The sequence below is a fragment of the Erythrobacter sp. JB1-15 genome (genome assembly GCF_057365035.1).
The window spans coordinates 37,465-62,122 of record NZ_CP200295.1; the positions used below are offsets into that span (position 1 = coordinate 37,465).

Annotated in this window: 26 protein-coding genes; 9 read left to right on the plus strand and 17 right to left on the minus strand. The window is 58.4% G+C overall.

All coding sequences use genetic code 11. The annotated features are described in order from the left end of the window. Positions 1 to 79 precede the first annotated feature (79 nt). The gene (locus AC0V6L_RS00205) at positions 80 to 3,076 is read right to left on the minus strand and encodes a M16 family metallopeptidase (protein ID WP_486155022.1); all 2,997 of its coding nucleotides are present in this window, start codon (positions 3,074 to 3,076) and stop codon (positions 80 to 82) included. 109 nt (positions 3,077 to 3,185) lie between these two features. Between AC0V6L_RS00205 and AC0V6L_RS00210 the strand changes: the two genes are divergently transcribed. The 7 genes from AC0V6L_RS00210 to AC0V6L_RS00240 all read left to right on the plus strand — a co-directional run bounded on the left by AC0V6L_RS00210 (position 3,186) and on the right by AC0V6L_RS00240 (position 7,735). After that, complete coding sequence (locus AC0V6L_RS00210) at positions 3,186 to 3,767, plus strand: NifU family protein (protein WP_486146953.1); 582 nt, start codon at positions 3,186 to 3,188, stop codon at positions 3,765 to 3,767. Between the two features lie 23 nt (positions 3,768 to 3,790). Continuing rightward, positions 3,791 to 4,399 (plus strand): malonic semialdehyde reductase, encoded by a 609-nt coding sequence (locus AC0V6L_RS00215; protein WP_486152057.1) that lies wholly within the window; start codon positions 3,791 to 3,793, stop codon positions 4,397 to 4,399. A gap of 72 nt (positions 4,400 to 4,471) precedes the next feature. Next, on the plus strand, positions 4,472 to 5,140 hold the full coding sequence (gene tsaB / locus AC0V6L_RS00220; RefSeq protein ID WP_486152059.1) for a tRNA (adenosine(37)-N6)-threonylcarbamoyltransferase complex dimerization subunit type 1 TsaB: 669 nt from the start codon (positions 4,472 to 4,474) through the stop codon (positions 5,138 to 5,140). Next, the gene (locus AC0V6L_RS00225; RefSeq protein WP_486152061.1) at positions 5,137 to 5,610 is read left to right on the plus strand and encodes a GNAT family N-acetyltransferase; all 474 of its coding nucleotides are present in this window, start codon (positions 5,137 to 5,139) and stop codon (positions 5,608 to 5,610) included. Before tsaB ends, AC0V6L_RS00225 begins: the two co-directional genes overlap by 4 nt. A 129-nt stretch (positions 5,611 to 5,739) precedes the next feature. Beyond that, positions 5,740 to 6,174 (plus strand): Ros/MucR family transcriptional regulator, encoded by a 435-nt coding sequence (locus tag AC0V6L_RS00230; RefSeq protein ID WP_486146961.1) that lies wholly within the window; start codon positions 5,740 to 5,742, stop codon positions 6,172 to 6,174. A gap of 199 nt (positions 6,175 to 6,373) precedes the next feature. Beyond that, positions 6,374 to 6,796, plus strand: a complete 423-nt coding sequence (locus tag AC0V6L_RS00235) for a Fur family transcriptional regulator (RefSeq protein WP_486146963.1) — start codon at positions 6,374 to 6,376, stop codon at positions 6,794 to 6,796. Positions 6,797 to 6,799: 3 nt separating this feature from the next. Then, entirely contained in the window at positions 6,800 to 7,735 is a 936-nt protein-coding gene (locus AC0V6L_RS00240; protein ID WP_486152063.1) for a lysophospholipid acyltransferase family protein, read from the plus strand. Between the two features lie 16 nt (positions 7,736 to 7,751). On the opposite strand, the gene AC0V6L_RS00245 is transcribed toward AC0V6L_RS00240, so the two are convergent. From AC0V6L_RS00245 to AC0V6L_RS00280, 8 genes are all read right to left on the minus strand, one after another. Continuing rightward, on the minus strand, positions 7,752 to 8,591 hold the full coding sequence (locus AC0V6L_RS00245) for a LysR family transcriptional regulator (RefSeq protein WP_486146966.1): 840 nt from the start codon (positions 8,589 to 8,591) through the stop codon (positions 7,752 to 7,754). Positions 8,592 to 8,728: 137 nt separating this feature from the next. Next, the gene (locus AC0V6L_RS00250) at positions 8,729 to 9,655 is read right to left on the minus strand and encodes a hemolysin family protein (RefSeq protein WP_486146968.1); all 927 of its coding nucleotides are present in this window, start codon (positions 9,653 to 9,655) and stop codon (positions 8,729 to 8,731) included. An 18-nt stretch (positions 9,656 to 9,673) separates the two neighbouring features. Then, on the minus strand, positions 9,674 to 10,162 hold the full coding sequence (gene ybeY, locus AC0V6L_RS00255; RefSeq protein WP_486152065.1) for an rRNA maturation RNase YbeY: 489 nt from the start codon (positions 10,160 to 10,162) through the stop codon (positions 9,674 to 9,676). A gap of 292 nt (positions 10,163 to 10,454) precedes the next feature. Further along, positions 10,455 to 11,438 carry a hypothetical protein gene (locus AC0V6L_RS00260; protein ID WP_486155023.1) on the minus strand — a complete coding sequence of 328 codons (984 nt, stop codon included), beginning with the start codon at positions 11,436 to 11,438 and terminating at the stop codon, positions 10,455 to 10,457. A gap of 291 nt (positions 11,439 to 11,729) precedes the next feature. After that, complete coding sequence (locus AC0V6L_RS00265; RefSeq protein ID WP_486152067.1) at positions 11,730 to 12,788, minus strand: PhoH family protein; 1,059 nt, start codon at positions 12,786 to 12,788, stop codon at positions 11,730 to 11,732. A 140-nt stretch (positions 12,789 to 12,928) separates the two neighbouring features. Next, entirely contained in the window at positions 12,929 to 14,290 is a 1,362-nt protein-coding gene (gene miaB / locus AC0V6L_RS00270; protein WP_486152069.1) for a tRNA (N6-isopentenyl adenosine(37)-C2)-methylthiotransferase MiaB, read from the minus strand. 34 nt (positions 14,291 to 14,324) lie between these two features. Further along, positions 14,325 to 15,263, minus strand: a complete 939-nt coding sequence (locus AC0V6L_RS00275; protein ID WP_486152071.1) for a hypothetical protein — start codon at positions 15,261 to 15,263, stop codon at positions 14,325 to 14,327. A 70-nt stretch (positions 15,264 to 15,333) separates the two neighbouring features. After that, positions 15,334 to 15,795 carry a peptidylprolyl isomerase gene (locus tag AC0V6L_RS00280; protein WP_486152073.1) on the minus strand — a complete coding sequence of 154 codons (462 nt, stop codon included), beginning with the start codon at positions 15,793 to 15,795 and terminating at the stop codon, positions 15,334 to 15,336. Positions 15,796 to 16,026: 231 nt separating this feature from the next. Between AC0V6L_RS00280 and mgtE the strand changes: the two genes are divergently transcribed. Together mgtE and AC0V6L_RS00290 are read left to right on the plus strand one after the other, a co-directional pair. Further along, on the plus strand, positions 16,027 to 17,469 hold the full coding sequence (mgtE, locus tag AC0V6L_RS00285; RefSeq protein ID WP_486155024.1) for a magnesium transporter: 1,443 nt from the start codon (positions 16,027 to 16,029) through the stop codon (positions 17,467 to 17,469). 72 nt (positions 17,470 to 17,541) lie between these two features. Next, complete coding sequence (locus AC0V6L_RS00290; RefSeq protein ID WP_486152075.1) at positions 17,542 to 17,931, plus strand: DUF1489 family protein; 390 nt, start codon at positions 17,542 to 17,544, stop codon at positions 17,929 to 17,931. Between the two features lie 46 nt (positions 17,932 to 17,977). Here the strand turns inward: AC0V6L_RS00290 and AC0V6L_RS00295 are convergent, their stop codons facing one another. The 8 genes from AC0V6L_RS00295 to AC0V6L_RS00330 all read right to left on the minus strand — a co-directional run bounded on the left by AC0V6L_RS00295 (position 17,978) and on the right by AC0V6L_RS00330 (position 24,517). Continuing rightward, positions 17,978 to 18,520 (minus strand): hypothetical protein, encoded by a 543-nt coding sequence (locus AC0V6L_RS00295; RefSeq protein WP_486152077.1) that lies wholly within the window; start codon positions 18,518 to 18,520, stop codon positions 17,978 to 17,980. A gap of 6 nt (positions 18,521 to 18,526) precedes the next feature. After that, complete coding sequence (locus AC0V6L_RS00300) at positions 18,527 to 19,195, minus strand: cytochrome b/b6 domain-containing protein (RefSeq protein WP_486152079.1); 669 nt, start codon at positions 19,193 to 19,195, stop codon at positions 18,527 to 18,529. A gap of 27 nt (positions 19,196 to 19,222) precedes the next feature. Continuing rightward, entirely contained in the window at positions 19,223 to 19,726 is a 504-nt protein-coding gene (locus AC0V6L_RS00305) for a c-type cytochrome (RefSeq protein ID WP_486152081.1), read from the minus strand. 123 nt (positions 19,727 to 19,849) lie between these two features. After that, positions 19,850 to 20,665, minus strand: coding sequence for an SDR family NAD(P)-dependent oxidoreductase (locus AC0V6L_RS00310; RefSeq protein WP_486152083.1), 816 nt, complete (start codon positions 20,663 to 20,665; stop codon positions 19,850 to 19,852). Between the two features lie 24 nt (positions 20,666 to 20,689). Beyond that, positions 20,690 to 21,553 carry a DUF1295 domain-containing protein gene (locus tag AC0V6L_RS00315; protein ID WP_486152085.1) on the minus strand — a complete coding sequence of 288 codons (864 nt, stop codon included), beginning with the start codon at positions 21,551 to 21,553 and terminating at the stop codon, positions 20,690 to 20,692. Between the two features lie 23 nt (positions 21,554 to 21,576). After that, the gene (locus AC0V6L_RS00320) at positions 21,577 to 22,272 is read right to left on the minus strand and encodes a DsbA family oxidoreductase (RefSeq protein ID WP_486152087.1); all 696 of its coding nucleotides are present in this window, start codon (positions 22,270 to 22,272) and stop codon (positions 21,577 to 21,579) included. Positions 22,273 to 22,283: 11 nt separating this feature from the next. Further along, a complete protein-coding gene (gene nudC / locus AC0V6L_RS00325) occupies positions 22,284 to 23,189 on the minus strand; it encodes an NAD(+) diphosphatase (protein ID WP_486152089.1) in 906 nt (301 codons plus the stop codon). After that, complete coding sequence (locus AC0V6L_RS00330) at positions 23,189 to 24,517, minus strand: serine hydrolase domain-containing protein (RefSeq protein ID WP_486152091.1); 1,329 nt, start codon at positions 24,515 to 24,517, stop codon at positions 23,189 to 23,191. Before AC0V6L_RS00330 ends, nudC begins: the two co-directional genes overlap by 1 nt. Positions 24,518 to 24,658 lie beyond the last annotated feature (141 nt).

The following is a 24,658-nucleotide window of genomic DNA, read 5'->3' on the forward strand; positions in this document are numbered from 1 at the left end:
GGTGCGGGTTCTATTTGTAAAGCGTATTGGCAGCGCACCGCAACTTTATTCCATTCAGATCACTGATCGGACGATCCGATCAACGCCCGGACACAGCATCGGCAGTGGGCGGAGCAGACGGCGCGATACCATCCGCTGTGCCTTGCGCCAATTCCTGCCCCTCGGGGATCACTGCGAGTTTCAGCGGAGAACGCTGCGCGAAATACCGATCAGCCAGGAATTGCATGATCTGCGGGCTGGTCTGCGAATAATCCTGGAGCAAAGTGCGCAGCAGCGGCACACGCTGCGGATCGGTGCTCGCGCCTTCCAGATTGTAAAGCCAGAACTGATTGCCGGTCGAAGCGCGCCGCACCAATTGCGCCAGCGGCTCTGTCACGCGGGCCAATTCGTCCTGTGTCGGCGGATTGGCTGCCAGATCGCGCGCGATGCGGTCGGCTTCGGCAAAGAAGATTGGCACCAATTGAGGCTCCATCTGAGCGAGCGCAGTGATCCTGCCGCCGCCAGCAATATCGGTGGGCCAGCGCGAAAAGACCTGCGGCGAATAACTCGCGCCCAGCTTTTCACGCAAAGCCTCAAGCAGACGGTTGTTGAAAATCTGAGTGAGGATTTCAAGCTGGCGCGATTCGCGAATGGCTTTCATGCCGCCGCCCGATGGCCACGTGATAACCGCAGCCGCCTGATTGTCATCGCCGCGATGTTTCAGAACCGTGGGGCTGCTGGTGTCCTCAGGAAAGCCGGGAATGCGCGCGGCAATATCTGCCGCAATGGGTTCGCGCGCGGGCAAAGCGCCGAAGGTTTCGGCCAATTTTTGAACGATCGCATCGCGGTCAAATTCGCCGAAAATCAGCACTTCGATATTGCCCTGTTTGAGCAACGGCTCCCACACTTCGCGAAAGCGTTCGGGCGTCACATCGCGCAAGGCATCGGGCCCCGGCGTTGCAAAGCGCGCATCGCGCCCGCTGGCGATATATTCCAGATCGCGGTTGAGGATGCCTGACGGGCTGGTGGCATAGGAATTGTAGGCCAATTCGCCCGCAGCCTTGGCGCGGATCACAGGGTCCGCATCCCAGCGCGGCATGCCCAGTTTTGCGGCGAACAGATACAATTGATCCGCCACATCATCAGACCGGGTTTGCGCAGTAAAAGTGAACACCGCATCGCTGATCGCAAAATCAAACCCCAGCTTGCGCCCGGTGGCCAGCCGGTCAATCTCGTTCTGGCCAAGCTCGCCCAGCCCCGATCCCACCAGCGCCATATTGCCCAGCGGCGCATAAACCGCATTGCTTTCATCAAAAGCGCGGTAACCGGCACCAAAACGGACCTTTACCGTGACCCGGCCCGGCTCTGCATTGTTCGCCCACAGCAAAGCGCGCGTGCCGTTGGAGAAATTGACCTGCTCCACATCCAGAATGCCCAAAGGCTCAGCCGAGGTAACCTCGCCCGGCGTGCCGATGGCGGGCAATTCGTCAAACGATATGGTTTGCGCTGCCAGCCGTGCAGAACTGTCGCTGACCGCTGGCCGCGCGAGCGCCAGCCGCAAACTTGCCGCATCCGCTTCATCTGCCGCAGGCGTCACATAGACAGAGCGCATGACATCGCCATCGAACAGTTTCTGCGTGCGTTCGAGCACTTCTGCCGGGTTCAAACGCTGTTTCATGCCGCGAAACACATCCAGCACCACTTGAGGAGCGGCGACCGTTTCGCGAATATCGACCGCGTTGACGATATTGTCAGCCAGCTCTGATCCAGCCTGCACGCTTTCCTGCTCGACCTGATTGGCAAAGACCACGTCAAATTCGGCGACTTCGCGGTCGATCTCTTCCTGCGTTGGCGCATTGGCGACCGCATCGGCGATCACTCCGCGCACATCGCGTAAAGCGGTCTGCCAGTCATCAGACAGCGGCGCAAAGGATACAAATGTCGCATCGGTTGAACGCGAGATATCGTCCTGTTGCACCTGCGCATAAAGGTATGATCCCCCGGCACGCGCGCGCGTTTCCAGCCGCCTGTTGATGATCGCCTGAGCCACCGCATCAAGCAGCAGGCCTTCGTTATAGACAATCGTATCTTGAACGGGCCGCCACGGGCGCAGGATCGAATAGGTCAGATTGCGCGGCAAGTCCGCTTCCACTCCCACGGCAAGTTCGCCGATTGGCGTAGCGTCAGCGCCGTCGCTGCCCGCAGGGGGCACAGGATCGCCAAAATCGGGCGCGGTGCCTGCTTCGCCTGTGCCTTCCCAATCGCCAAACCATTGCTCAACCAGGCCAGCAAGCACTTCGGCAGGGGCATCGCCGGCAACGACAATCACGGTTTTTTCAGGTCGGTACCAGCGGTCATAAAACGCCTGAACGCTGGCGCCTGTCGCCGCGTTCAATGTTTCCACCGTGCCGATGGGATTGCGCGTCGCCAGTCTTTGTCCGGCAAAGAAAGTGCGCCGCGACAGGTCTGCCACGCGCTCTGATGCGCCGCCGCGTTCACGCTTTTCCGCCAGCACAATCGGCAATTCCGCCGCGACATTGACATCGTTCAAAACGGGTTCGCGGATCATGCCGGAAAGCAGCTTGAAACTCTCAGACAATTTGGCCGGGTCGATATTGGGAATGTCGAGTTTGTACGCGGTGTGCGTGGGGCTGGTTTCCGCGTTCGCATCGCTGCCAAAGGTCGCGCCAAGCCGCTGCCACGCGGCAATCGCTTCGGCGGGGCCAAGATATTTGCTTTCGCGGAACAGCATATGTTCCAACAGGTGGGCAAATCCCTGTTCCTCATCGCGTTCATGCAAAGAGCCTGCATCCACGCGCACCCGGATCGAAACCTGCTGCGGCGGCACGCCATTGCGGCGCACGGCATAACGCAGGCCATTGTCCATTTCGCCAAACAGCCATTGATCATCCACCGGAACATCGCTGCCCCGGTAAAGCCACGGGGTTTCATCGCCGGTTTGCAGGCTGCGCGCCTCTGGCACGCCTTGGCCATAAACCTGGGGCTGAGCCGCTTCTTGAGCGTGGGCGGGGAGAGACAGCGCAATAGGCGCTGCGAGCAAGGCAAGGGCGGCTGTCGCCCGGTTCAAAACGTTCATAGCGCCCATATAGGCGAGGCGGGCCTGAAGGGATAGTGAATGTGTGCGCAAAGGCGAAATTGCGACAAGCGCCATTGCCGCGCGGCCTCACGCGCACTAGATTACTGGGATGTTCATCGAAACCGAAACCACGCCCAACCCGTCCAGCCTCAAATTCATGCCGGGCCGCACCGTCATGCCCAGCGGCACGCGCGAATTCCCCTCACCCGAAGCGGCAGAGGCAAGCCCGCTGGCTCAGGCCATTTTTGACACAGGCGAGGTTGTCAACGTGTTCTTTGGCTGGGATTTTGTGACGGTAACGGCGGCACCGGGCAGCGACTGGAGCGCGCTGAAACCGCAAGTCGTTGCAATCCTGCTCGATCATTTCGTATCCGAGGCGCCCCTGTTTGCAGGCGGCAGCGCCGATGGCATTCAAGTGCCCGCCGAAGACGAGCAGATGGCCGTCGAAGACAGCGAAGAGGATGCCGAAACCATCGCGGCCATTCATGAATTGCTCGAAACCCGGGTGCGACCGGCGGTTGCAGGCGATGGCGGAGATATCGCCTATCGCGGCTTCAAGGACGGGGTCGTCTACCTCACTTTGCAAGGCGCATGCGCGGGCTGCCCATCCAGCACCGCGACCCTGAAACACGGCATTGAAGGTTTGTTGAAACATTATGTGCCGCAAGTTGTTGAAGTGAGAGCAGCCTAACTCATTTCAAACACAGGATTTCCATGACCACGCAATTCCACGACACCGTGCTTTCCAACGCCGCGCTCGATCAGCTTTTCAACGAAGCGCGCACCTATAATGACTGGCTGGACAAGCCTGTTTCGGATGAACAGTGCCGCGCGATCTGGGATCTGATGAAGATGGCGCCCACGTCTGCCAATATGCAGCCGGCGCGTATCGTGTGGGTGAAATCGGATGAGCAAAAGGAAAAGCTCGCCCAGTGCGCATCCGATGGCAATAAAGACAAAATCAAAGCTGCGCCGGTTACCGCGATCATCGGCTATGACATTGATTTTCACGAAGAGCTTCCCTGGCTGTTCCCGCATACCGATGCCAAAAGCTGGTTCGAAGGCGACGAGGAAGGCCGAAAGGAAGGTGCGTTTCGCAATTCCGCTTTGCAAGGCGCGTATCTGATTATGGCCGCGCGCGCTGTGGGGCTGGATTGCGGGCCGATGTCAGGCTTTGATGCTGATGCGGTGAATGCTGCGTTCTTTTCCGATGAACCGCGCCACCGGGTGAATTTCATCTGCTCTATCGGCTATGGCGATCCGGAGAGCATTTTTGATCGCTCCCCTCGCCCCGATTTTGAGACGTTCAACGCCATCGTGTAATTCGGGTGTGGTAAAACCTGCATGCGCATCCGCGCTTGCAGCCGCCGCCGCCTTGATGCATCGGGCTTGTCGATGCGGACACTTGCCATCGAAACCGCCAGTGAAGCGTGCTCTGTTGCCCTGTTCAGCAGCGAAGGTCTGGTCGCGCATGATCACCGCGTACTGGGCCGCGGCCATGCCGAAGCTTTGGTGCCGATGATTGCTGCGCTGCCTGATAAAGGGCGTGCGCAGCGTATCCTTGTCTCGCTTGGGCCCGGTAGTTTCACCGGCACCCGCATCGGCATCGCGGCCGCACGCGCATTGGGCTTTGCCTGGGGCGCCCAGGTGCTGGGCTATCCCACGCTTGCATTGCTGGCGGCGGGCGCATCGGGGGAAAAGCGCGCCGCGCTGACCGTGTGCATGAATGGCGGGCATGGCGAATGGTTCATGCAGAACTTTGATGCCGAGAGGCGAGCCGAAACCGAAACGCAGTCCCTGCGTCCTGAGGCGGCTGCACAAATGCAAGCGCACGAAATCATTGTCGGCAACCGCGCCGATGATTGTGCAAAGCTGTTTACCCCTCACAAACAGTCAATCCTCGCCCTGCCCGATGCACGTCACGCGCATCTGCTAAGCGATGAGGTGCTGACCGCCAATCTCGCGCCCGTTTATGGCCGCGCGCCCGATGCGACCCCGCAAAAACCCGCCCCCCAGTCGCCTCTCCAGTCGCCTCCCCAGCCCGCCGGCAAAGCCGCCCAATGATGACGCGCACCGCCCAAGTCGGTCACATCATGACGGTGATGGAAGCCGCCTTTGATCCCGCATTTGGCGAGGCATGGAATAGCCGGCAGGTCGCAGATGCCCTGTCGCTGCACAGCACGCATGCCCTGTTGATTGATGCGCGCGGCACCGCAATCACCGATGGAGAAACAGCGCAGGATGCGGCGGGCTTTGTCATGTCACGCCATGCAGCCGACGAAGAAGAATTGCTGCTGATTGCAGTCCTGCCAGACCTTCGCCGCACAGGCCTGGGTGATGCGCTGATGCAGGCCTTTTTTGCCGCTTCAAAAGCGCGCGGTGCGGCCCGCGTCTTCCTCGAAATGCGGCGCGGTAATCCGGCGGAGCACTTATATCTCAAGGCCGGATTTCAGCCTATTGGTGAGCGCTCCCAATATTACCGTATGTCCAATGGCTCCAGAATAGATGCTATTACTTTTGCAAAGTCACTATGATTATCTCTATTCATCGCTTTTTCGACAGATAAACATCCGGTTTCATTCGTTATCATATTGCAATGAGTGCATTCGTGGTTCATGCGCTATTTATCGGAAAAATCCGAGTAGATAACTTAAGAGGAACTCATGCAAGATTTGGAAATGGAGATGAAAGAAACGCTTATCACGCTCACCAGCGATATCGTGGCGGCTCATGTCAGCAATAATGACGTGACCGTAAACGATGTGCCTGAGCTGATTACCAGCGTTTACGGCGCCCTGTCCCATTTGGGAAATGGTCAAGCCGAAGAAGAAGTGCTGCCCGAACCGGCAGTGTCTATTCGCGCTTCGGTAAAGCCGGATTATCTGGTGTGCCTCGAAGATGGCAAAAAGCTGAAAATGCTCAAACGCTATCTGCGCACCAATTATGATATGAGCCCGGAGGAATATCGCGCACGCTGGAGCCTGCCTGCCGATTATCCGATGGTGGCGCCAAACTATGCAGAAAAACGCCGCGATCTCGCAAAGAAAATCGGCCTTGGCCGTAAACCGGGGAGCGGACGCGGACGCAATAAAGGCTGAGCGTTCTCACTCATTAAACACAACGCTAAAGGAGCGGTGGGCGCAGCCCGCTCCTTTGGCGTCGTGGCACGGTTTTGCACATCCCCTCACTCTGCTCGATCACCATCCCTTGAGCAGCGCGCCCGGTCTGGCTAAGGACAGTTGCCAAGGGAGCGTTATGCTGGCCTGCACGGCCACGCTGTGAAATGGAGCTTGTGAGTTGAGCCAGAAAATTGACCTTGAACAATTATGCGCAGAAAAAGGCCTGCGCATCACAGAACAACGCCGTGTTATCGCCAAGGTCTTGTCTGACAGCGATGATCACCCCGATGTGGAACTGCTTCACAGCCGCGCATCAGCGGTCGATCCCAAAATCTCTATCGCCACTGTCTATCGCACCGTTCGCCTGTTTGAAGAGGCGGGCATTCTGGATCGCCACGATTTCGGCGATGGCCGCTCGCGTTATGAACCCGTGCCCGAGGCGCATCACGATCATCTGATCGATGTGGAAACCGGCAGAGTGGTCGAATTCGTTGATCCCGAAGTGGAAAGCCTCCAGCGCCAAATCGCGGAACGGCTGGGTTACCGGTTGGTCGATCACCGCATGGAATTGTACGGCGTGCGCCTCTCGCGTGAGGATTAAGGGGTGTCATCCTCCCCCACCCCAACTGGCGACAAACCGCTGACTGCATCCGCTGCACAGGCCCGCGATTGGGAATTGCGCGTCGGCGCTGCCCGCGGGGAAACCACCCCGATTTCATTGGGCGGATGGCTGCGTTTGTCGGTGCGGGTTGCCGCGCTTGCCGTGCTGATGCTGATCTTTGTGCCGCTGCACTTTGCTTACCGTATCTTTGCCTATGGCTCGCCTTTTCCCATGCTGTTCCTGCGGTATGCCGCGCGCGTTTCAGGCGCACGGGTTGAGACGATTGGCACCCATCTCAAACGCGATGTGTTTTATGTGTCAAACCACGTGTCCTGGATCGATATTCTCTCGCTCGCAGGGGCAAGCGGCACCGCGTTCGTCGCCAAGGCAGAGCTGGAACAATCCCCGCTGGTCGGCTGGCTTGCCTCGCTGAACCGCACCGTTTTCGTAAAGCGCGAACACCGTCTGGGCGTGGCAGATCAGATCAATCTGCTAAAAGAGGCGCTGGCGGACAATTGGTCGGTCACTGTCTTTCCTGAGGGGACGACAACCGATGGCCGATCGCTGCTACCGTTCAAAACCAGCATGTTAAGCGTGCTCGAACCGCCCCCGCCCGGCGTTCTGGTTCAGCCGGTTCTGCTCGATTACGGCGATATTGCCGAATGGATCGGATGGATTGGCGAGGAAGGCGGATTGAACAACGCCAAACGTGTGCTGGCACGCAAGGGCACCTTCAAACTGCGCGTCAATTTCCTCGAACCCTTCAGCCCCGAAGATTTTCGCGGCCGGAAAGCCATTGGCAAAGAAGCGCGCCGCCGGATCGAAGAGGCTCTGATCGATGCGCTAGGCGGGCCGCTGCGCGATTTTGCGCACACTGTGCCGCCGATCCGATACGAAGCGCCGCCCAGCCCCAAAGTGCCCGACGACACACAGGTTTGACATGTGACGCGCTGAATTAAAGCCCAGCGCGCACCAGCCAATCGTGGAACAGCCGCACAGGCCGCGTCTCAAGCGCAGTGGGTTTGCACACAAACCAGTAGCTGTACGGGCTCTCGACGTCCTTTTTCGACAATTCGGTCAACCGGTTATCGGCTGCGCGGCGCATGTGATCATCATGCATGATAGCAATGCCCAGCCCCTGCGCTGCCGCCTCCAGCATCAATTGCCCGGAATCGTAATGGTCAATCGCAGAAGGCTCCATATCCTCCAGCTGATGCGCGGCTTTCCACGCAACAAAGCTTTCGGGCAATTCGTTGTGAATAAGGAAGGTTTGTTTGGCGAGGCTCTGCGCGTTCACATGATCGCCAACCGTGCGCGCCACGTCCTTTGAACAGATCGCATGGACGAGATTGTGGTCAAGCCGCACCGCATGCAAACCCGATGCAGGCCCGCGTGACAGGATGATCGCTGCATCCAGAGTATCGCCCACGCGGTCTTCCAGATGCGGCCCGGTGTCGATATCAATATGGAGCAAGGGATGGCGTTTGCGCAATTCGCCCAGGCGCGGGAACAGGCGCTGGCTGCCAAACAGCGGCAAAACGCCCAGCCGCAATCGCAGCAGCGAGATGTTGTCCGATTGGCTTTCCACCGCGCGCGCAAGCGCTTCCATATGCGGGTTCACCGCTTCGTAAAACGCCTGACCCTCATCGGTGAGCTGCATGGATTGGCGCGCGCGGGTGAACAGTTTTTTGCCAACAAATTCCTCCAGATTGGTGATCCGGCGCGACAAAGCCGAAGGCGACAGGCCAATCTCTTCAGCCGCTGCACGGGCTGATCCCAAACGGACAGTGCGCATAAACGCTTCGAGCGCGCGCAAGGGGGAAGACGACGTGACGGCATGATTTTGCTCCTTTGACGAAAGAGCTACGGTTGTCGAGACTGATGGATGCAAAAAATCGAAGGAAAATGTGCGCGCGGCGGCGCTAAATGCAATTATTGCAAGTCATTCTCAACTGAAGGCGCGTGCAATCGCAGGCGCTTCACATGCGTTTCATTGCCCGCTGTCACTTCGATCCGCCAGCCCGAGGGATGCTCCAATATCCGGCCCACTTGCGGCACCTGTTCTGCCAGCACGAATGCAAGCCCGCCCAAAGTGTCCACCGATTCAGTGACTTCGGCAAGGCGCGGATCGACTGTTTCGGCAACATCTTCCAATTCGGCGCGGGCTGCGCAGTCCCACATCCCCTCGCCTATGGGCACAATAAGGGCCTCGGGCGTCTCATCGTGTTCATCCTCAATCTCGCCGACGATTTCTTCGACGAGGTCTTCGATGGTGATGATGCCGTCTGTTCCGGAAAACTCATCAAGGACAATGGCCAGATGCACCCGGCGGCTGCGCATATCGGCAAGCACGTCGAGCGCCCCGCGCGATTGCGGCACATAAAGCGGCTGGCGCATCAGCACCGTCCAATCCCTTGGCGGCGTTTTGCCCCCTGCAAGGAAGGGAAACACATCCTTGATATGGATCATGCCGATCACATCATCCAGCGTTTCGCGGTACACCGGAATGCGCGAATGACCGTGCTGCGAGAATGTCGCGACCAGTTCGTCCCAGCTGATCGAGGCATCCACTGCGACAATCTCGCCGCGCGGGATCGCCACATCATCGGCATCATGATCGGAAAAGTGCAACAGATTGCGCAGCATCTGCCGCTCAACCGCCAGCAGATCGCCATTGCCCGCTCCGCTGCCATCATCGGGCGCGGTGTTGCCGTTTTCGTCCTCGTGCTCGTCAATCGCCTCTTCGAGCTGCGCGCGCAAAGACCGATCGCCATCGTCGAGCTTTAGCAATTTGCGAAATGCGGACAACAGCCCGCTGCTACTCTCCGCTTCTCCGGCGGTGGATTGGGAATCGGGCATTGCCCCTACTGATCACTCCTATGCAGATCTGTCGTTATATGGGTCTGGAATACCCAGTTTTGCAAGAGCGCTTATCTCCAAAGCTTCCATTGCTTCGGCTTCTGCCTCGCTGGTCACATGGTCATAGCCGGCCAGATGCAGCAAACCGTGGATGATGAGATGGGCTGCGTGGTTTTCAAGCGGGATGGATTTGTCCGCCGCCTCGCGCTTGCAGGTCTCAAAGGCGAGCGCGATATCGCCCAGCATTTCGGGCGGCCCATCGGCAGCGAGACCCAGCAGCGCCTCGCGCTCCAGCATGGGGAAGCTCAGCACATTTGTCGGCTTGTCGCGCTCACGCCATTCGCGGTTGAGAGCATGGACTTCAGCATCGGAAGTGAACAGCAGGCTGGTGGACAGGCGCTGATTGGCAAGTTCGGGCGCGACACCGCACACGGCCTCACTGGCACCCTCGGCCAACGCCTCCCAATCGCCCGCTGGCCAGCCTTCGATGTCGATGTCGAGATTCATCAAGCGGCCCCCGCCTCTGTCACGCGATTACAGATAGTTAGCCGAGACATGGCCAAAGACATGGACCGCATGTTACACGGTCCAAGAGAAGAAAAACGCGCTGCGCCCACCTCGGCAATCTGAAGAGGTGACAGGATGGCGGCGGAAGGTGTCATGGCGGGTGCTATAAGGCAGGTTGGATCAGGTAGGAAAGCGCGATAACGCCGGCATACACTGAGATTTTGCTACCCGCCCAGAATCCGCGGCCACGCCGTTCCGGCGTAAGACAAAACCCGCGCGCGCATTCATGTTGCTATTTGATCATTGCCCTAAACACAAAATCTACATCGACTGGCGCGAGTTGAGCATCTCGCAAGGTGCCACTGGGAGTGATCCTAAAGTAGGTGATGGCCGGATCAAATTCTGAAACAGGGATGTATCCAAATACTGGCGGAAATGTAGTCGAATTAGAATATTCGATTTGGGCAGACGTGCAGCAACTTAGACCAGATGGGGGCGTACTGGAATCGATGAACTGAACCGGGCTTCCTGAGCCATCAAAATCTCCGGTAAACATAGTCAATTCAGGAGGTAACGAGTCAACGATCACCACAGAGTTTGAATCTGCTTGGCCGCCGGTGTTGCTGACCGAAACTGTATAGTTAACTAAGTTACCAGGAATAGCGAACCCGTTACCAACAATGGCGGATACCTTTTGCGCTGCAATGGCTGGCATCACAGGAAATGCCGTGACGGTCATGTTATCAAAGCCGCACGACTCATCATTGCCACCTTGGTTCAGCGCGCAACGCAAGGTCAGATCTAGCGTTGGTCCAGGGTCATCAATCGAAATTGTAAATCGGTGAAGTTGGTCGAACCAAAACTGACCCGTGCCAAAAGCTAGCTCCACTGTGCCTGTCAAAGGTATGTGCGACCAGTCAACATTTCCGAGGCTCCCTGAGCGCGCCGATTGCGGATTGGGGAATGGAAGTGAAAAAATCTGGATGCCATCTATATCGACCTGAAACCTATCAAAGCCCCAGCGGGCGGTATTATCCCAGCTATCGAAACGATAGAAATCAAATTCGATCTCGACGCGGTCAGTGCTGGGAGGAATAGCAAAGGTGCGGCTTGTCGAATTGGGCGAATTGTCAAAGCGGCCGAGAAAGGTCGTAACGTCAGCGTCAAAATCCGTATTGTTGACAGTCCAGCCCGTTACAGTGCCCTCAAAATCGTCTTGGTACACAATTGTGGATTGCGCATGGCCTATCGAGTGCACGAAGAATGCAGCAAACATCGCAGTCAACTTGACTACTAAAGAATAATAGAATGCCATCTTGCGTATTTATATCGCAGCAAATGATAGAAACTTGTAAATTATCGTGCGCTTGCGCCTAATCGCTATTGGTGCAGCGGGGCTTTCTGAACAGACTGGCGGACAATTCACAAGGAAGTTTTGGTGCTCGCTTTAGTGAAGGGATTGAAAGCTCGAGCCAAAGTAGCCCGCTTCCACTCCCAATTCGCGCCGTTCCTGATATCGCAACAAAGCACCTTTAGCGGCCCTTAAATCAGCGGATTGCTTGCCGCCCTACCCTTCATACGCCTCAACAATGCGGCCCACGATCGGGTGGCGCACCACGTCTTTTGCGCCGAAGCGGATTGTGCCGAAACCGTCTGTATGCTCCAGCTTTTCCACCGCATCGGCCAGCCCGCTCATCCGGTCACCGCCGGGGATATCGACTTGCCGCGGATCGCCGCATACGACCATTCGGCTGTTCTGGCCAAAGCGGGTGAGGAACATCTTCATCTGTTCGCGCGTGGTGTTCTGCGCCTCATCAAGGATCACGAACGCATCGGCCAGTGTCCGCCCGCGCATAAATGCAATCGGCGCAATCTCAATCTCGCCGCTTTCGATCCGGCGCTCCACCTGTTCGGGCGGCATGCAATCATACAGCGCATCGTAAAGCGGGCGCAGATAGGGATCGACTTTGTCTTTCATATCGCCGGGAAGGAAACCCAGCTTCTCGCCAGCTTCCACCGCCGGGCGTGACAGGATCAGGCGCTGAACGCTGCCCGTCATCAGCTGGTTCACCGCCTGCGCGACCGCGAGATACGTCTTGCCCGTACCTGCCGGGCCCAGCGCAAAGATGATGTCATCGCGCACAAGGCTGCGCATATAGGTGATCTGCGTGGCAGAGCGCGGCACAATCGTTTTGCGCCTGGTGCGGATCATGATGGGCGGATCTTTATCATCGCCCGAAATGATGCCTTCCAATGTCGGCTCGTTCGACATCGCAATCAGGCTTTCAATCGCGCCCGCATCCAAATCCTGCCCCTGCGCCAGCCGGTCATACATGGTCGTCAGCGTATCGCGAGCGCGCGCGACATTGTCCTCGCCCCCTTCGATCAGCAATTTATCGCCGCGCGCGTGGATCATCACGGATAGCCGGTTTTCCACCTGCACCAGATTGGCATCAAATTCGCCAAACAGCGCGCCCAGATGGGCCTGATTTTCAAAGCTCAGCTCAGCTTTCGCGCGCCCTGCTTCCGCCTTGATAACAGCGGCGCTTTGCGCGGCGTCTTTTTCGGCGAGGATGGGATCGGGCAAAACTGCCGGATCAATCGAGCGGGTTGGTCTGCGGCCCATAAGTTCCTTTGCATCTGGCCCTGTTGTCGAGTCGGAAAGGTAAGCGCCCCCGTGCGCAAAGCAAGCTTGGGCGGGGGTTATGGTGGTGGAAAGTCACGCGGCTGTCATAGCGGCCCGGACTGCGGGTGGGGGCGAAAGCGCTATCGCAGAACGCCCCGCATGGCGTTTGGCCCCGCCTCGACCATGTCCACCTCGACCATATCGCCAATCGCGCTTCCGCCGTCTTCTTCCTCGGCAAACCACACGCTGGTGAGCCAGGGCGATTTGCCGAGCCATTGGCCGGGCAGCTTGCCTTTGCGTTCGATCAGGATGGTGCAGCTTTTCCCTTCGAGCGCATCGTTGAACGCGCGCTGATCGCGGTTGAGGCGCGCTTGCAGGCGGGCGAGCCGGTCATCCATCACCTCGCGCGGCAATTGGTTTTCCATGGTGGCCGCAGGCGTGCCTGGGCGCGGGGAATATTTAAAGCTGAAGGCTTGCGAATACCGCACTTCATCCACGAGCGCCAAAGTGTCTTCAAATTCAGCCTCGGTCTCTCCCGGAAAGCCGACGATAAAATCGCCAGACAGCGCAATATCAGGGCGCGCTTCGCGGAAGCGTTCGAGCAGCCGCAGATAACTCTCTGCTGTGTGCGCGCGGTTCATCGCTTTGAGCACGCGGTCATTGCCTGACTGCACGGGCAAATGGAGATACGGCATCAATTTCGCCACATCACCATGCGCGGCGATAAGGTCGTCTTCCATGTCATTGGGGTGGCTGGTGGTGTAGCGAATACGCTCCAACCCATCCAATGGAGCAAGCGCGCGGATCAGCCCTGCAAGGCCAACCGCCCTGCCCTTGTCATCCTCACCCGCCCATGCGTTCACATTCTGGCCAAGCAGTGTGATCTCGCGCGCGCCCGCTTCGATCAGCTTGTGAGCTTCATCAATCAGATCACTGAAAGGCCGCGATATTTCTGCTCCGCGCGTATAAGGCACCACGCAATAGGTGCAGAATTTATCGCACCCTTCCTGCACGGTCAGAAACGCCGATGGAGCGCGGCGTTTGCGCCCCGGCAGCGCGCCGAATTTGGCAATCGCGGGCATATCAGTGTCGGTCGCGCGTTCGCCCTTCACCGCCTTGTCGAGCATATCGGGCAAGCGGTGATAGGCCTGCGGGCCGACGACCATGGAAACGGCAGGCGCGCGCGCCATGATCTCCTCACCCTCTGCCTGAGCGACACATCCCGCCACCGCGATCATCGGGGCTTTTTCCTGCGTTTTGCCTTTGGTCAGCCGGCCAATATCGGAGTAAATCTTCTCCGCTGCCTTTTCACGGATATGGCAGGTGTTGAGCACCACCAGATCCGCATCCTCACCATCGGCTGCAGGTTTAATGCCTTTCGCATCAAGCAGCTCGCCCATACGCTCGCCATCATAGACGTTCATCTGGCAGCCAAAGCTTTTGACGCGGTAGGTTTTGGGCGTCTCGCCGGGAGCGGTTCTGGGTTCAGTTGTCGGTTTCATTGTGCAGCGCACCTAGCGGGGAACGCACGAGGGTTCAATCGGCGTCATCACCCTTGGCCCGCCGTGCGATATGCACGCATGGCTTTACCGGGCCGCGCTGTATGCCCGGATGCGGTTTATCGTCGGGGCCGCATTCCACCGCGGGCTTGGCAACAGCGTTGGCTTTCACGATTTCAAGTGCTCCCTTATCCTCATAGGCGGCGATCCACACCAGACAATCGGCCAGCGGGCGGATCTTGTGCTTGGAGAGCGCATCTTTTTGAGGTGAGCAATTCAGCTCATACACATCGGCGGCAGGCGCAGCGTCGAATTTGGCGAGCCGCCGCAACACTTCGCCGCGTTCGTTAAAGACGGTGCGGCGGATGTCGTTTTGCATGTCCTCTCCGCCGTAAAAGGGGGAGGTGTTGAACATGAACGCGCGCACTTCGGGGTATTTGATCGAAACCTCGGTGGCGAGCGCCCCGCCCAGCGAATGGCCGGTTACCACCCACGGGACATCATCGGTGAACCGGGCGGCTTCGGCTTCAAATGTGCGCACCGCGATATCGATCTGATCATTGCGAAGCGTGCCGTAGAATATATCGGTCAGCCCGTCGAAATCGGTCCCGCGAAAGGCGAGAATGCGCGCTTTTGGCTCGCTGTCCCCGCTGCGTTCAAACTGTTCGAACAGCTCATAACCGAAGCCTTTATCGAGATAGCTCTCCATAATCGGCGAGCGCGCAATCGGCCTTAGGCGCGGGCCTGTATCGGCAAACACATCATCATCACCCCGGTAAGCCTGCGTTGCCGCGACCACATAGGGGTAGGCTTCTACTGCCCCTTCCCGCACAAATTCGCACCACCCGCCGGGTTCAAGGCGGCAGGGCGAGCGGGATTGGGAGATGTCGGGATAGGTTGCGCAGGCGGAGAGGGTGAGGAGCAGAGCAAATAAGAAAAACGCTCGCCCTGAGCCTGTCGAAGGGCCGTACTTCACTTTGGGAACCTCGCTCTCAAAAAGAAGGACGATGCTTCGACAAGCTCAGCATGAGCGGGCTTGTGGGTGGTTACGCCACGCTCGCCTTAACAATCTTGCCCGGAGCTTGCGGCGGCTCACCCTTCGGCAGAGCGTGAACGTGCTCCATGCCGCTCGTCACCTGACCCCACACGGTGTATTGCCCATCCAGAAACTCTGCATCTTCAAAGCAGATGAAGAACTGGCTGTTCGCGCTGTCTGGCATTTGCGAACGCGCCATTGAACAGGTGCCCTCGGTGTGCGGTTCTGCGTTAAACTCCGCTTTCAGATCAGGCTTGTCCGATCCGCCCATGCCGGTGCCGGTGGGATCGCCGCCTTGCGCCATAAAGCCGGGGATCACGCGGTGGAACACGACGCCGTCATAGAACCCTTCGCTGGCCAGTTCGGTGATGCGCGCGACATGGCCCGGTGCCAGATCGGGGCGCAGTTTGATGACAACATCCTTCCCCTCGCCATCGCCTGTGTCGAGAGTGAATGTGAGTGTATCGGCCATGTTGTTTCTCCAACTTCAAAAAAATCCGCTCATGCTGAGCTTGTCGAAGCATCGTTCTTTCTCTTGAATGTGGGAAAAAGAAAGGACGGCCCTTCGACGAGCTCAGGGCGAACGGGGTTAATGTGTGACGGCTCTTAAGCAGTAAACGCGCGCATGTCACCCACCCACGACGCCCTCAATCCCCTGCGGTAAGCGGTTGCTTTTGATGCGATGCTGCGTAAACCCGCATCCATGGTCGATCCTTCCGCTCTTGATGACGACGCGCTCACCATGGAAGCGGAGGCAGTGCGCCCGGATGACCGGGTCGATGATGAGCGTCATGATGAGGAAAACAGGCTTAAACCTGAATATGTGAACGCAGTGCGCGATGCCCTGGATGCAGGGGATAAGGCGCAGGTTTATGACCGGGTTGAACCGCTGCACCCCGCCGACATCGCCGACCTTCTCGAATTGCTGGAAAAGGATGAGCGGTCGCAGCTCGCCGCATCGATCACCGATCTGATGAGCTCGGATGTGGTCGCGGAGCTGAACGACCACGTGCGCGAGGATATGATGGAGGCCTTGGCCCCTGTCGATGTCGCCGCGATTACCGAACAGCTGGAAACCGATGATGCGGTGCAGCTGCTGGAAGATCTCGACGAGGTCGATCAGCGCGCCATCATCGCCGAACTGGAGCCGGAAACGCAGGCCGCCGTGGAAAGCGCGCTCGCCTATCCGGAAGAAACCGCTGGCCGGTTGATGAACCGCCATGTGATGGCGGTGCCCGAACATCTCACCGTGGGCGATCTGATTGATTACCTGCGCGAAGAAGGCGATCTAACTCACGATTTCTTTGAGGTTTTCGTGATTGATGCCGCCCATCATCCGGTCGGCACATGCTCGCTTAATTGGATACTCACCACCCCGCGCACCATCGCTCTTACTGATGTGATGAAACGCGACCAAACCTTGATCCCTGTCACGATGGATCAGGAAGAAGTCGCCAAGATGTTCCAGAAATACGCACTGATTTCAGCCGCAGTGGTCGATGAAAGCGGGCGTTTGGTGGGGCAGATGACAGTGGATGATGTCGTCCACATCATCTCCGAAGAAGCGGGCGAGGATGCGCTTTTGCTTTCGGGCGCGGGCGATGGCGACATTAACGAGCCGATCCGCGAAGCCTATTCCAGCCGTGTGCGCTGGCTGATCGCGAACCTTGGCACCGCCGTCGTCGCTTCTGCCATCATCGCGTTTTTCGGCGCGGCGATTGAGCAGCTGGTTGCGCTCGCCGTGCTGATGCCGATTGTTGCGAGCATTGGCGGCAATGCAGGCACGCAGACTATGGCCGTGGCCGTGCGCGCGATTGCGACCAATCAGCTCACCCGGTCGAACACCTGGCGCACGGTCTGGCGCGAATTGCGCGTTGCAGTGCTCAACGGCATTACTGTGGCGGTTCTGATCGGGATTGCCGCGGGGCTGATTTATTCGCCGATGATGGGCGCGGTGATTGCCGCTGCCATGGTCATCAACATCGCGGTTGCGGGCCTCGCCGGCGTGCTGGTGCCGGTGGTGTTTGAACGGCTGGATCAAGACCCGGCGCTTGCGTCTTCCGTGTTTGTGACGATGATCACCGACTCCATGGGCTTTTTCGCGTTTCTGGGGCTCGCGGTGCTGAGCGGTATGGTTTCGCTTTAGGCGCGCGCATTTTATCGACAAGCCTGACGGGCATCTGCTTGTCCGCACTCATTCAATCGCTACATTTGCCCCATGCCCACTCACCTGACCAAGATCGCGTTCGGCGCGACCAGCTATGCCGATATTGAAAGCTGGTATGCTGGGCCGCGCAGTCCTTATCTGACGACCAAATACCGCCCGACCAAATGGGAGGACTGCATTGGCGGATCGCTTTATTGGATCCACCAGCACGCCATTGTCGCGCGCTCCGTCATCAACGGGTTTTCGCAAACCGATAGCGGGCGCTGGCTGATCGAGCTGGAGCCGGAACTCATCCGAGTAGACCCCCGCCCCAAACGCGCCCACCAAGGCTGGCGATACCTGAAAGGCGATCCGCCGCGCGATCTAGCCCCCGGCGAGGATATTGGCGACGCGCTGCCGGGGAAACTGGCGGGGAAGTTGGAGCGGTTGGGGTTGATTTAGGGCCAACGGACCAGTCGCCACTTACAGTCATCCCAGACTCGCGCAGCTAAGGAACTGGTGAAAGCCAAAGCTTGCCAGTATCCATCTCGTAGCCTTTCGTATGGACAGACACAAAAGCAAGCGATCCTTTTGCTTGTGCGACAGCCCCGCAGAGGGTGTTTGCGATCGGTGTTTCGGCATTGGTTTTGCCATCATTCGATGAAACAACAGCAATTGGAACGCTCATGCCGGTTATGACCGCACGCACTGAGCCATTGTCCTGAAAACTCAGTTCCTGACTGGCTCCGGGTAGCAAGGCCAGAGCGTTCTCCAGACGTTTCGGATCGTCAAAAGGGAAGTCCACAACATATGTTAAAGTGGCAGTGCCCTCCCTGTCAGCTTGAACCATTCGTTTGGCCCAACCACTTATGGCGCGGTTATTAAACTGCTTCTCACAAGTGCTTTGTTCCGAGGCTCGCTGAATTTCAGACGTATCGTCGCATCCAGCAAGAACAAGTAGCAATACAAGCAAAGAGAAGGCCTTTGCCGGGTTTTGAGAACCATTTATATTTTTGATCTTTTGCTCCGTAAATGCCCAAAGGCTTTCCATTCGCCATCACCCCAGCCCCGCAGCCCCAAACCAAACCCAAACCGCAACACCAATCGCCGCCGCCAGCGCTGCAAAGGCCCGCGCGCCTGGTTTGCCGATGCCTTCAACCTCGGCTGGCACTGTTTTCTCGCCGCTCACCATGGGGCCGATCAGGTCGTCCATTCGCACGAAGCCGTAAAAGGCAATCGCGCTTAGGTGCAGCGCCACCATTCCGGCGATGACCCACCAGAACCATTCATGCGTGTCGGTGAGGAAATCGGCTGTGCTGATGCTCACCAGATCATTCAATGGCCCGGTTGCGCCGTCATAAGGATCGCCTGCAAACAGCCCCATGCTCACCTGTGCCAGCATCACGCCGAGCAGTGCGACCACTGACAAAGCCCCCAAAGGCGAATGGCCGATATTGCGCTTCACATCCCAGCGCCCCCGCAGATAATCCAGCACTGCGCCCGGCCCGCGCACAAATTGCGAAAAGCGCGCCGTTCGCGTCCCGATGAAGCCCCAGATGATGCGGAATATCAGCAAGCCAAGCAGCACATGGCCCAGCCGCATATGCCAGCCCCAATGCGAGTTATCAGCCGTCCACCACATGGCAGGCACCAGTAAAGCAAAGCTCCAATGGCACAGCCGCACGGGCCAGTCCCACAGGCGAATGGAATGCGTTGTTGAAGACACGAATTACACCGTCAGGCGCGCGGGCGATCAATCATCATCGACGCGGAAATTGTCGTGGCAGCCCTTGCAGCTTTTGCCCACCGTGCCGACCGCTGCGCCAACCGCGGCTGCATCTCCAGCATCGGCAAGGCTCGCCATTTCACCAGCGGCTTCGACCAAAGCCTGCGCGGCGGCCTCAAACTCTTCGGGCTTTTCCCAGATAGTGGCCAAAGCTTCAGTGTCATAGCCATCATCGACGCTGGTTCCTGCGGGGAACAAACCCTTGGCAACCTCTGCACGCGCGCCGATATCTTCAGCCGATGTCTTTATAAAGGCGAGATCGGGATTGTCTGTTTCCAGTTCCTCACGGATGGCTTTGAAGGCATCGCCGATCTTCTCAAAATTCTCTTGTCGTTCAGCGATGGCGGGCGGCGCATCGCCTGCTGCTGTGCCGTCACCATCCCCTGTTTCGGCCGTTTCCCCGCCGCATGCGGCGAGCACGGCAATCAAGGGTGTGGCAATCAAAAGGCGCGAGAAAGAAAGAGTGGTCATGCGAAAAGACTCCTTGCACAAAAGCGATAGTCAATCCTGCCCGTGATCCCCCAGCGCAGCATTCGGTGAGTTAACTACACCATAAAGCCGCGCTTTGCCAAGGGCTTGCCCAGAGCAGGCCCGTTACGGTTTCGTCTGAGCCCCCGCCGATCGCAGCGCCGCCATCACCGACTGCACATCGTGTTTCGCATCCTCATCCGCTGGCAGGGCGTAGCGGTTATAGCTCTCATCCAATTCATCCATCCGCTCAGCAATGCGAACCGCGTTATAGCCATGGCTGACAACAAACCGCCGCCGCGCGGTGATCTGGGGCAGGATGATGTCGATGTAATCCTCCACATCCATGCCCAGTTTCATAAATTGCTCCGGGCCAAGCGGCGTGAACACCCAGCCTGGAATGATAACGCCTGCATGCACATGGGCCGGCAGATCGCCGCGCAGGCTTTCGGTCATACCCAGCACGGCATGTTTCGCCGCAATATAGGCAGCGGTTTGGGGGACAGCGCAGAAAAAGCTGTTCTCGCTTGCCGTGTTGAAAATCGCGGATGGGGAATCTTGCCCGATCAGGCGCGGAGCAAAGGCTTTGCAGCCGTGCCACACGCCCCAGAAATTGACATCGAAATGCGCGCGGGCAGCCTCAGGATCGACTTCCCATAACTTGCCATGCACGCCGCCTTGCCCGGCATTGTTGATGACCAGATCAACCCGCTGGAATGTGTCAAAAGCGCTTTGGGCAAGCGTCTGGGCCTGCTCAAGGTCAGCCACATCGCAAACCTGCGCGGTAATGCCGTCAAGCTTGCCCGCTGCGTCCAGTTTCGCACCGGGCAAATCGGCCACCATCACCCGCGCGCCCTGCCCTGCCAGCCGCTTTGCCAAAGCCAGTCCGATGCCGCTTGCCCCGCCAGTGATGACGGCGGTGCGAGGCGCAAATTCACTCATTTGTCTCTCCCTTGCAGGAGGAGACTAACCCTTAGGCGGCATGGGGACCAGAGCGGGCGTGTTTTTGCGGTATTGCTGGTAGGCAGGATCATCGCCCCAGCGCTCCTCCGCCTGCTTGTTTTGCAGGTTCACACCGCTGATTTTGGTGAGGAGCAAGGTGACAAACAGCGGAGAGATCACCGCCAGCCACGCAAGTCCCGACAGCAAGGGCACGCTCATCACAAGGATACCCGTCCACAAAGTAATCTCGCCAAAGTAATTGGGATGGCGCGACCATTTCCACAGGCCCACATTGATGAAATCGCCTTTGTTCGATGGGTCCGCCTTAAACCGGCGTTTCTGTTCGTCCGCGATCACTTCCCAGGCAAATCCCAAGGCCCAGATCGCTGCGCCCGCCCAGAAGAACAGGCCAATGGGCGCGCGGGTTTCGGCGGTGATGGCGACCATCGCAGCGGCTGCAGTGAAAATCACCCACACCGCCTGCAATGTCCACGCGACGAGAAAGCGCGCCGGATGCGTCTTGATCTTGTCAAAGCGGGAATCCGCACCGCCGCTCGCATGGATGCGGATAAACAGGAATGTGCCCAGCCTTACCGTCCAGATGCCGACCATCGCCGCAATGACCATACCGCGCAGATCAAGCGGAGCCGATGCCCAGCAGGCAAAGGCGGTGACGGACAAATAGGTCACCGCGCCGATAGTGTCGTAAAACGTATCCGCCTTTGCGGCGGCCGATGGGACAAAAGCGATCCAGTTCACCGCAAACGCGATCAAAGCGCACAGGAATGTAAGCGGATAGCCATAGAGCGTGCCGCTGACGCTGCCGAGAAACCACGAAAACGCCAGACCGATGGCGGTGACAATTGCGGCGACAAGGATGCTTTTCATAAGCGCAACTACGTAGCGAACCGTTAGGAAGACGCAACTTCGCGCGTTTTGGCAGCGACGCGGCGCAGGGCGTTTACATAGGTTTCGGGCGATTGCGCGCCGGGGATCATGAATTTATCATTCACGATCATCGCTGGTACGCCGGTGATGTTGAAATCCCAAGCCTGGCGTTCTTCGGCGATCACGCGGGCTTCGAGATCGGGATCATCGAGGGCCGCCTTGGCCGCTTCGCGGTGGAGGCCAGCTTTTGCCGCCAGATCAAGCAGCACATCACGATCCGCCAAGCTGCGGCGGTGATTGAAGTGCGCTTTGAATAGCTCAAGTTTCAGCTGCGTCTGCGCTACCGGCCCCAATTGTTCGAGCGCGAAGGCGAGCAGCTTGTGACAATCGCGGGTGTTCCACATCATCGCAGGGGGCGCATCCGCCTCCCCTTCCCCCTCATAGGACAGCGACACCCCTGCATCCGCTGCAATTTGCTTCATCTGGTTGCGCATCGCTGTGCCTTCTTCGGCAGAGCGGCGATATTTGCGCTGCAAATGCGCTTCGGCTTCTTCGCCTTGTGCGGGCATGTCGGGGTTCAGCTCAAACGGGCGCCAGCGAATATCGGCGGTAATTTCGCCGTCCAATTGGGCCAGCGCCTTGGTCAATTGTCCATGCCCGATCACGCACCACGGGCAGACCACGTCGGAATAGATGTCGATGGTGAGGTTTTGGGGCATTCTTGCACTCCTTACTTGTCAAGCCACCATGTGACCAAAGTGTGCGCGATGGCAAAGGGGCGAGGGAAAATCATCAGATCGCTGCCCTTTTCGCCCGCGCTGCGCGCCTCTTCCAATTCGGCCCGCGTGAACCAGCGCGCGTCATCAAGCTCTGTTTCATCAATCGTCAGCGCGGGATCATCGGTTTTGGACGTGCAGCCAATCATCAGCTGGCTGGGAAAGGGCCATGGCTGGCTGGCGATATATTCGACGCTGTGCGCGCGCACGCCTGCTTCTTCCCAAATCTCGCGCGCGACCGCCTCTTCGATGGTTTCGCCCGGTTCGACAAATCCGGCCAGCGCTGAATACATGCGCGGCGGAAAGCGCGGCTGGCGGCCCAGCAGCAGCTTGTCCTCATGTTCAACCAGCATGATGGTCACAGGATCGGTTCGCGGGAAATGCTGCGCGCCGCAATTGTCGCAGGATCGCTGCCAGCCACCTTTGGCCAGCATTGTCGGCGCGCCGCATTGGGCGCAGTGCTGGTGGCGGGCATGCCAATCGCACAGCGACCGCGCCTCGCCGTAAATCGCGAGGTCTTCTGGCTGCAGAAGTTGCATCACTTGCCAGGCGCGCGGATCGGCAGGCGCATTCGCGCCTTTGCCCGGCGGGACAGGCGCAAAGTGCGCTTTGTCATCTAGCAGACCCAGAAACACCAGCTCAGCATCCTCGGCCACATCGGCCAGAGTGCCCCATTCCAGCGCGCCCGTCTCATCTATGGCAGGCATCAGGCCATCCAGCTTGAGCACGCGCGCGCGCCAATTCATCAGACCGCCCAGCGCATCTGCATCCACGCGGATATTGTCCGCCCGGTCCATCGGCGATCCGGCAAAGGCTATCGGCGGAACTTGGCTTGCCCCCTGCACTCCAATGCCTGCCATTACGCCGCTTTGCTTGCGCGCAGTGCAGCCAGATCAGCTTCCACCGCGGCAAGATATTCATCACGCACGGGGTAAGCATCGCTGGGCAGATATTGGGTGAACAATCCGGTGCGAAGGCCCAGTCCGAAATCGACCGCTGCCAAAGTGCCGGCCGCACCGCCCCAGCCAAAGGTGCCATCAACAGATCGGCCGCCTGCGCCGTGGCCCTGACCTTCCATCCATGATCCGCTCATATCGACCGTTTTGGGCACCAGATTGGAAACGCCCACACGCACAGCGAGCTCGCCCATGATCCGTTCATTGCCCAATTTGCCGTAACCCAGCACCATGCGCAGGAACCGGTCATAATCCTTGGGACTGCACACCAGATCAGCCCCGCCCATCGGCGCTGTTGGCATCTCGGAATAAATCGAATTGTCCGCCTGGTCGATCGGCAGAATATTATTCAGCAGCACGCCGTAATTGTCGGTAAGCCTGCCAAGCTCGCTTTGCGGAACCTGGAAATAGGTGCTTTCCATGCCCATGGGATCAAAGAAGCGGGTTTGCAGAAAATCGGGAAAGCTCATCCCTGATACCACTTCGATCACCCTGCCCAGCAGATCGATACTGGCAGAATAGCTCCACTTGGTCGCGGGCTGATACATCAGCGGCAAGGACGCAAGACGGTCAGCCCAAATTTCAAGACTGGGCGGCGGGGTGACAGTGGGGATGCCGGGGATCGGCAACTTGGAAACCCGGCCAGAGATAATGCCCTTTTCCTGATAGGCTTTAAGCAGCGCGCCTTTGCTGGTGATGTTGTAACCAAGGCCCGATGTGTGAGTAAGCAATTGGCGAATGGTGATCGGTTTGTCAGCCGGAACCGTATCCTCCAGCGCGCCTTCGGGATCGACCAGCACCTGCATTTCGGCAAAGGCGGGGATGATATCGCCCAGCGGCTGATCAAGGCCAAGCTTGCCTTCATCAATCAGCATCATAATCGCCATGCCGGTGATCGGCTTGGTCATGGAATAGATGCGGTAAAGCGAATTTTCATCGACCTGCTTAGGATTGTTGAGCGCCAGAGTGCCCCCGCCCACAGTGTGCGCGTGGCTTTCCTGACCCCAGCCGAATGTGAGGAACATATTCGCGACTTTTTTCTCCGCGACATATTTCTTGGCCATCGCGGCGACATTGGGCCACGCCTCTGACACGTCATGCGCGAGCAGCCCGCGCCCGAACGGCAGCGAGGCAAAAGCCGCGCCCGCCCCCAGCAATCCGCCTGCGCGAAACAGCGCGCGGCGTGACATGTCAGGGGTGATTTGGGCGGGGTCAAAGCTGCGATAGGCCATCAGGTCTCTCCGGGAATTGTTTGGTTGCCGCCTGAATGGGGGCATTCACCTGAAGCGTCAATGAAAGGGTTGCAATTTGCAATGATGCGGCGCGCAGGCATGGGCGCGGCAGGCTTGAATGCGCGAGGTGTGTTACCTATA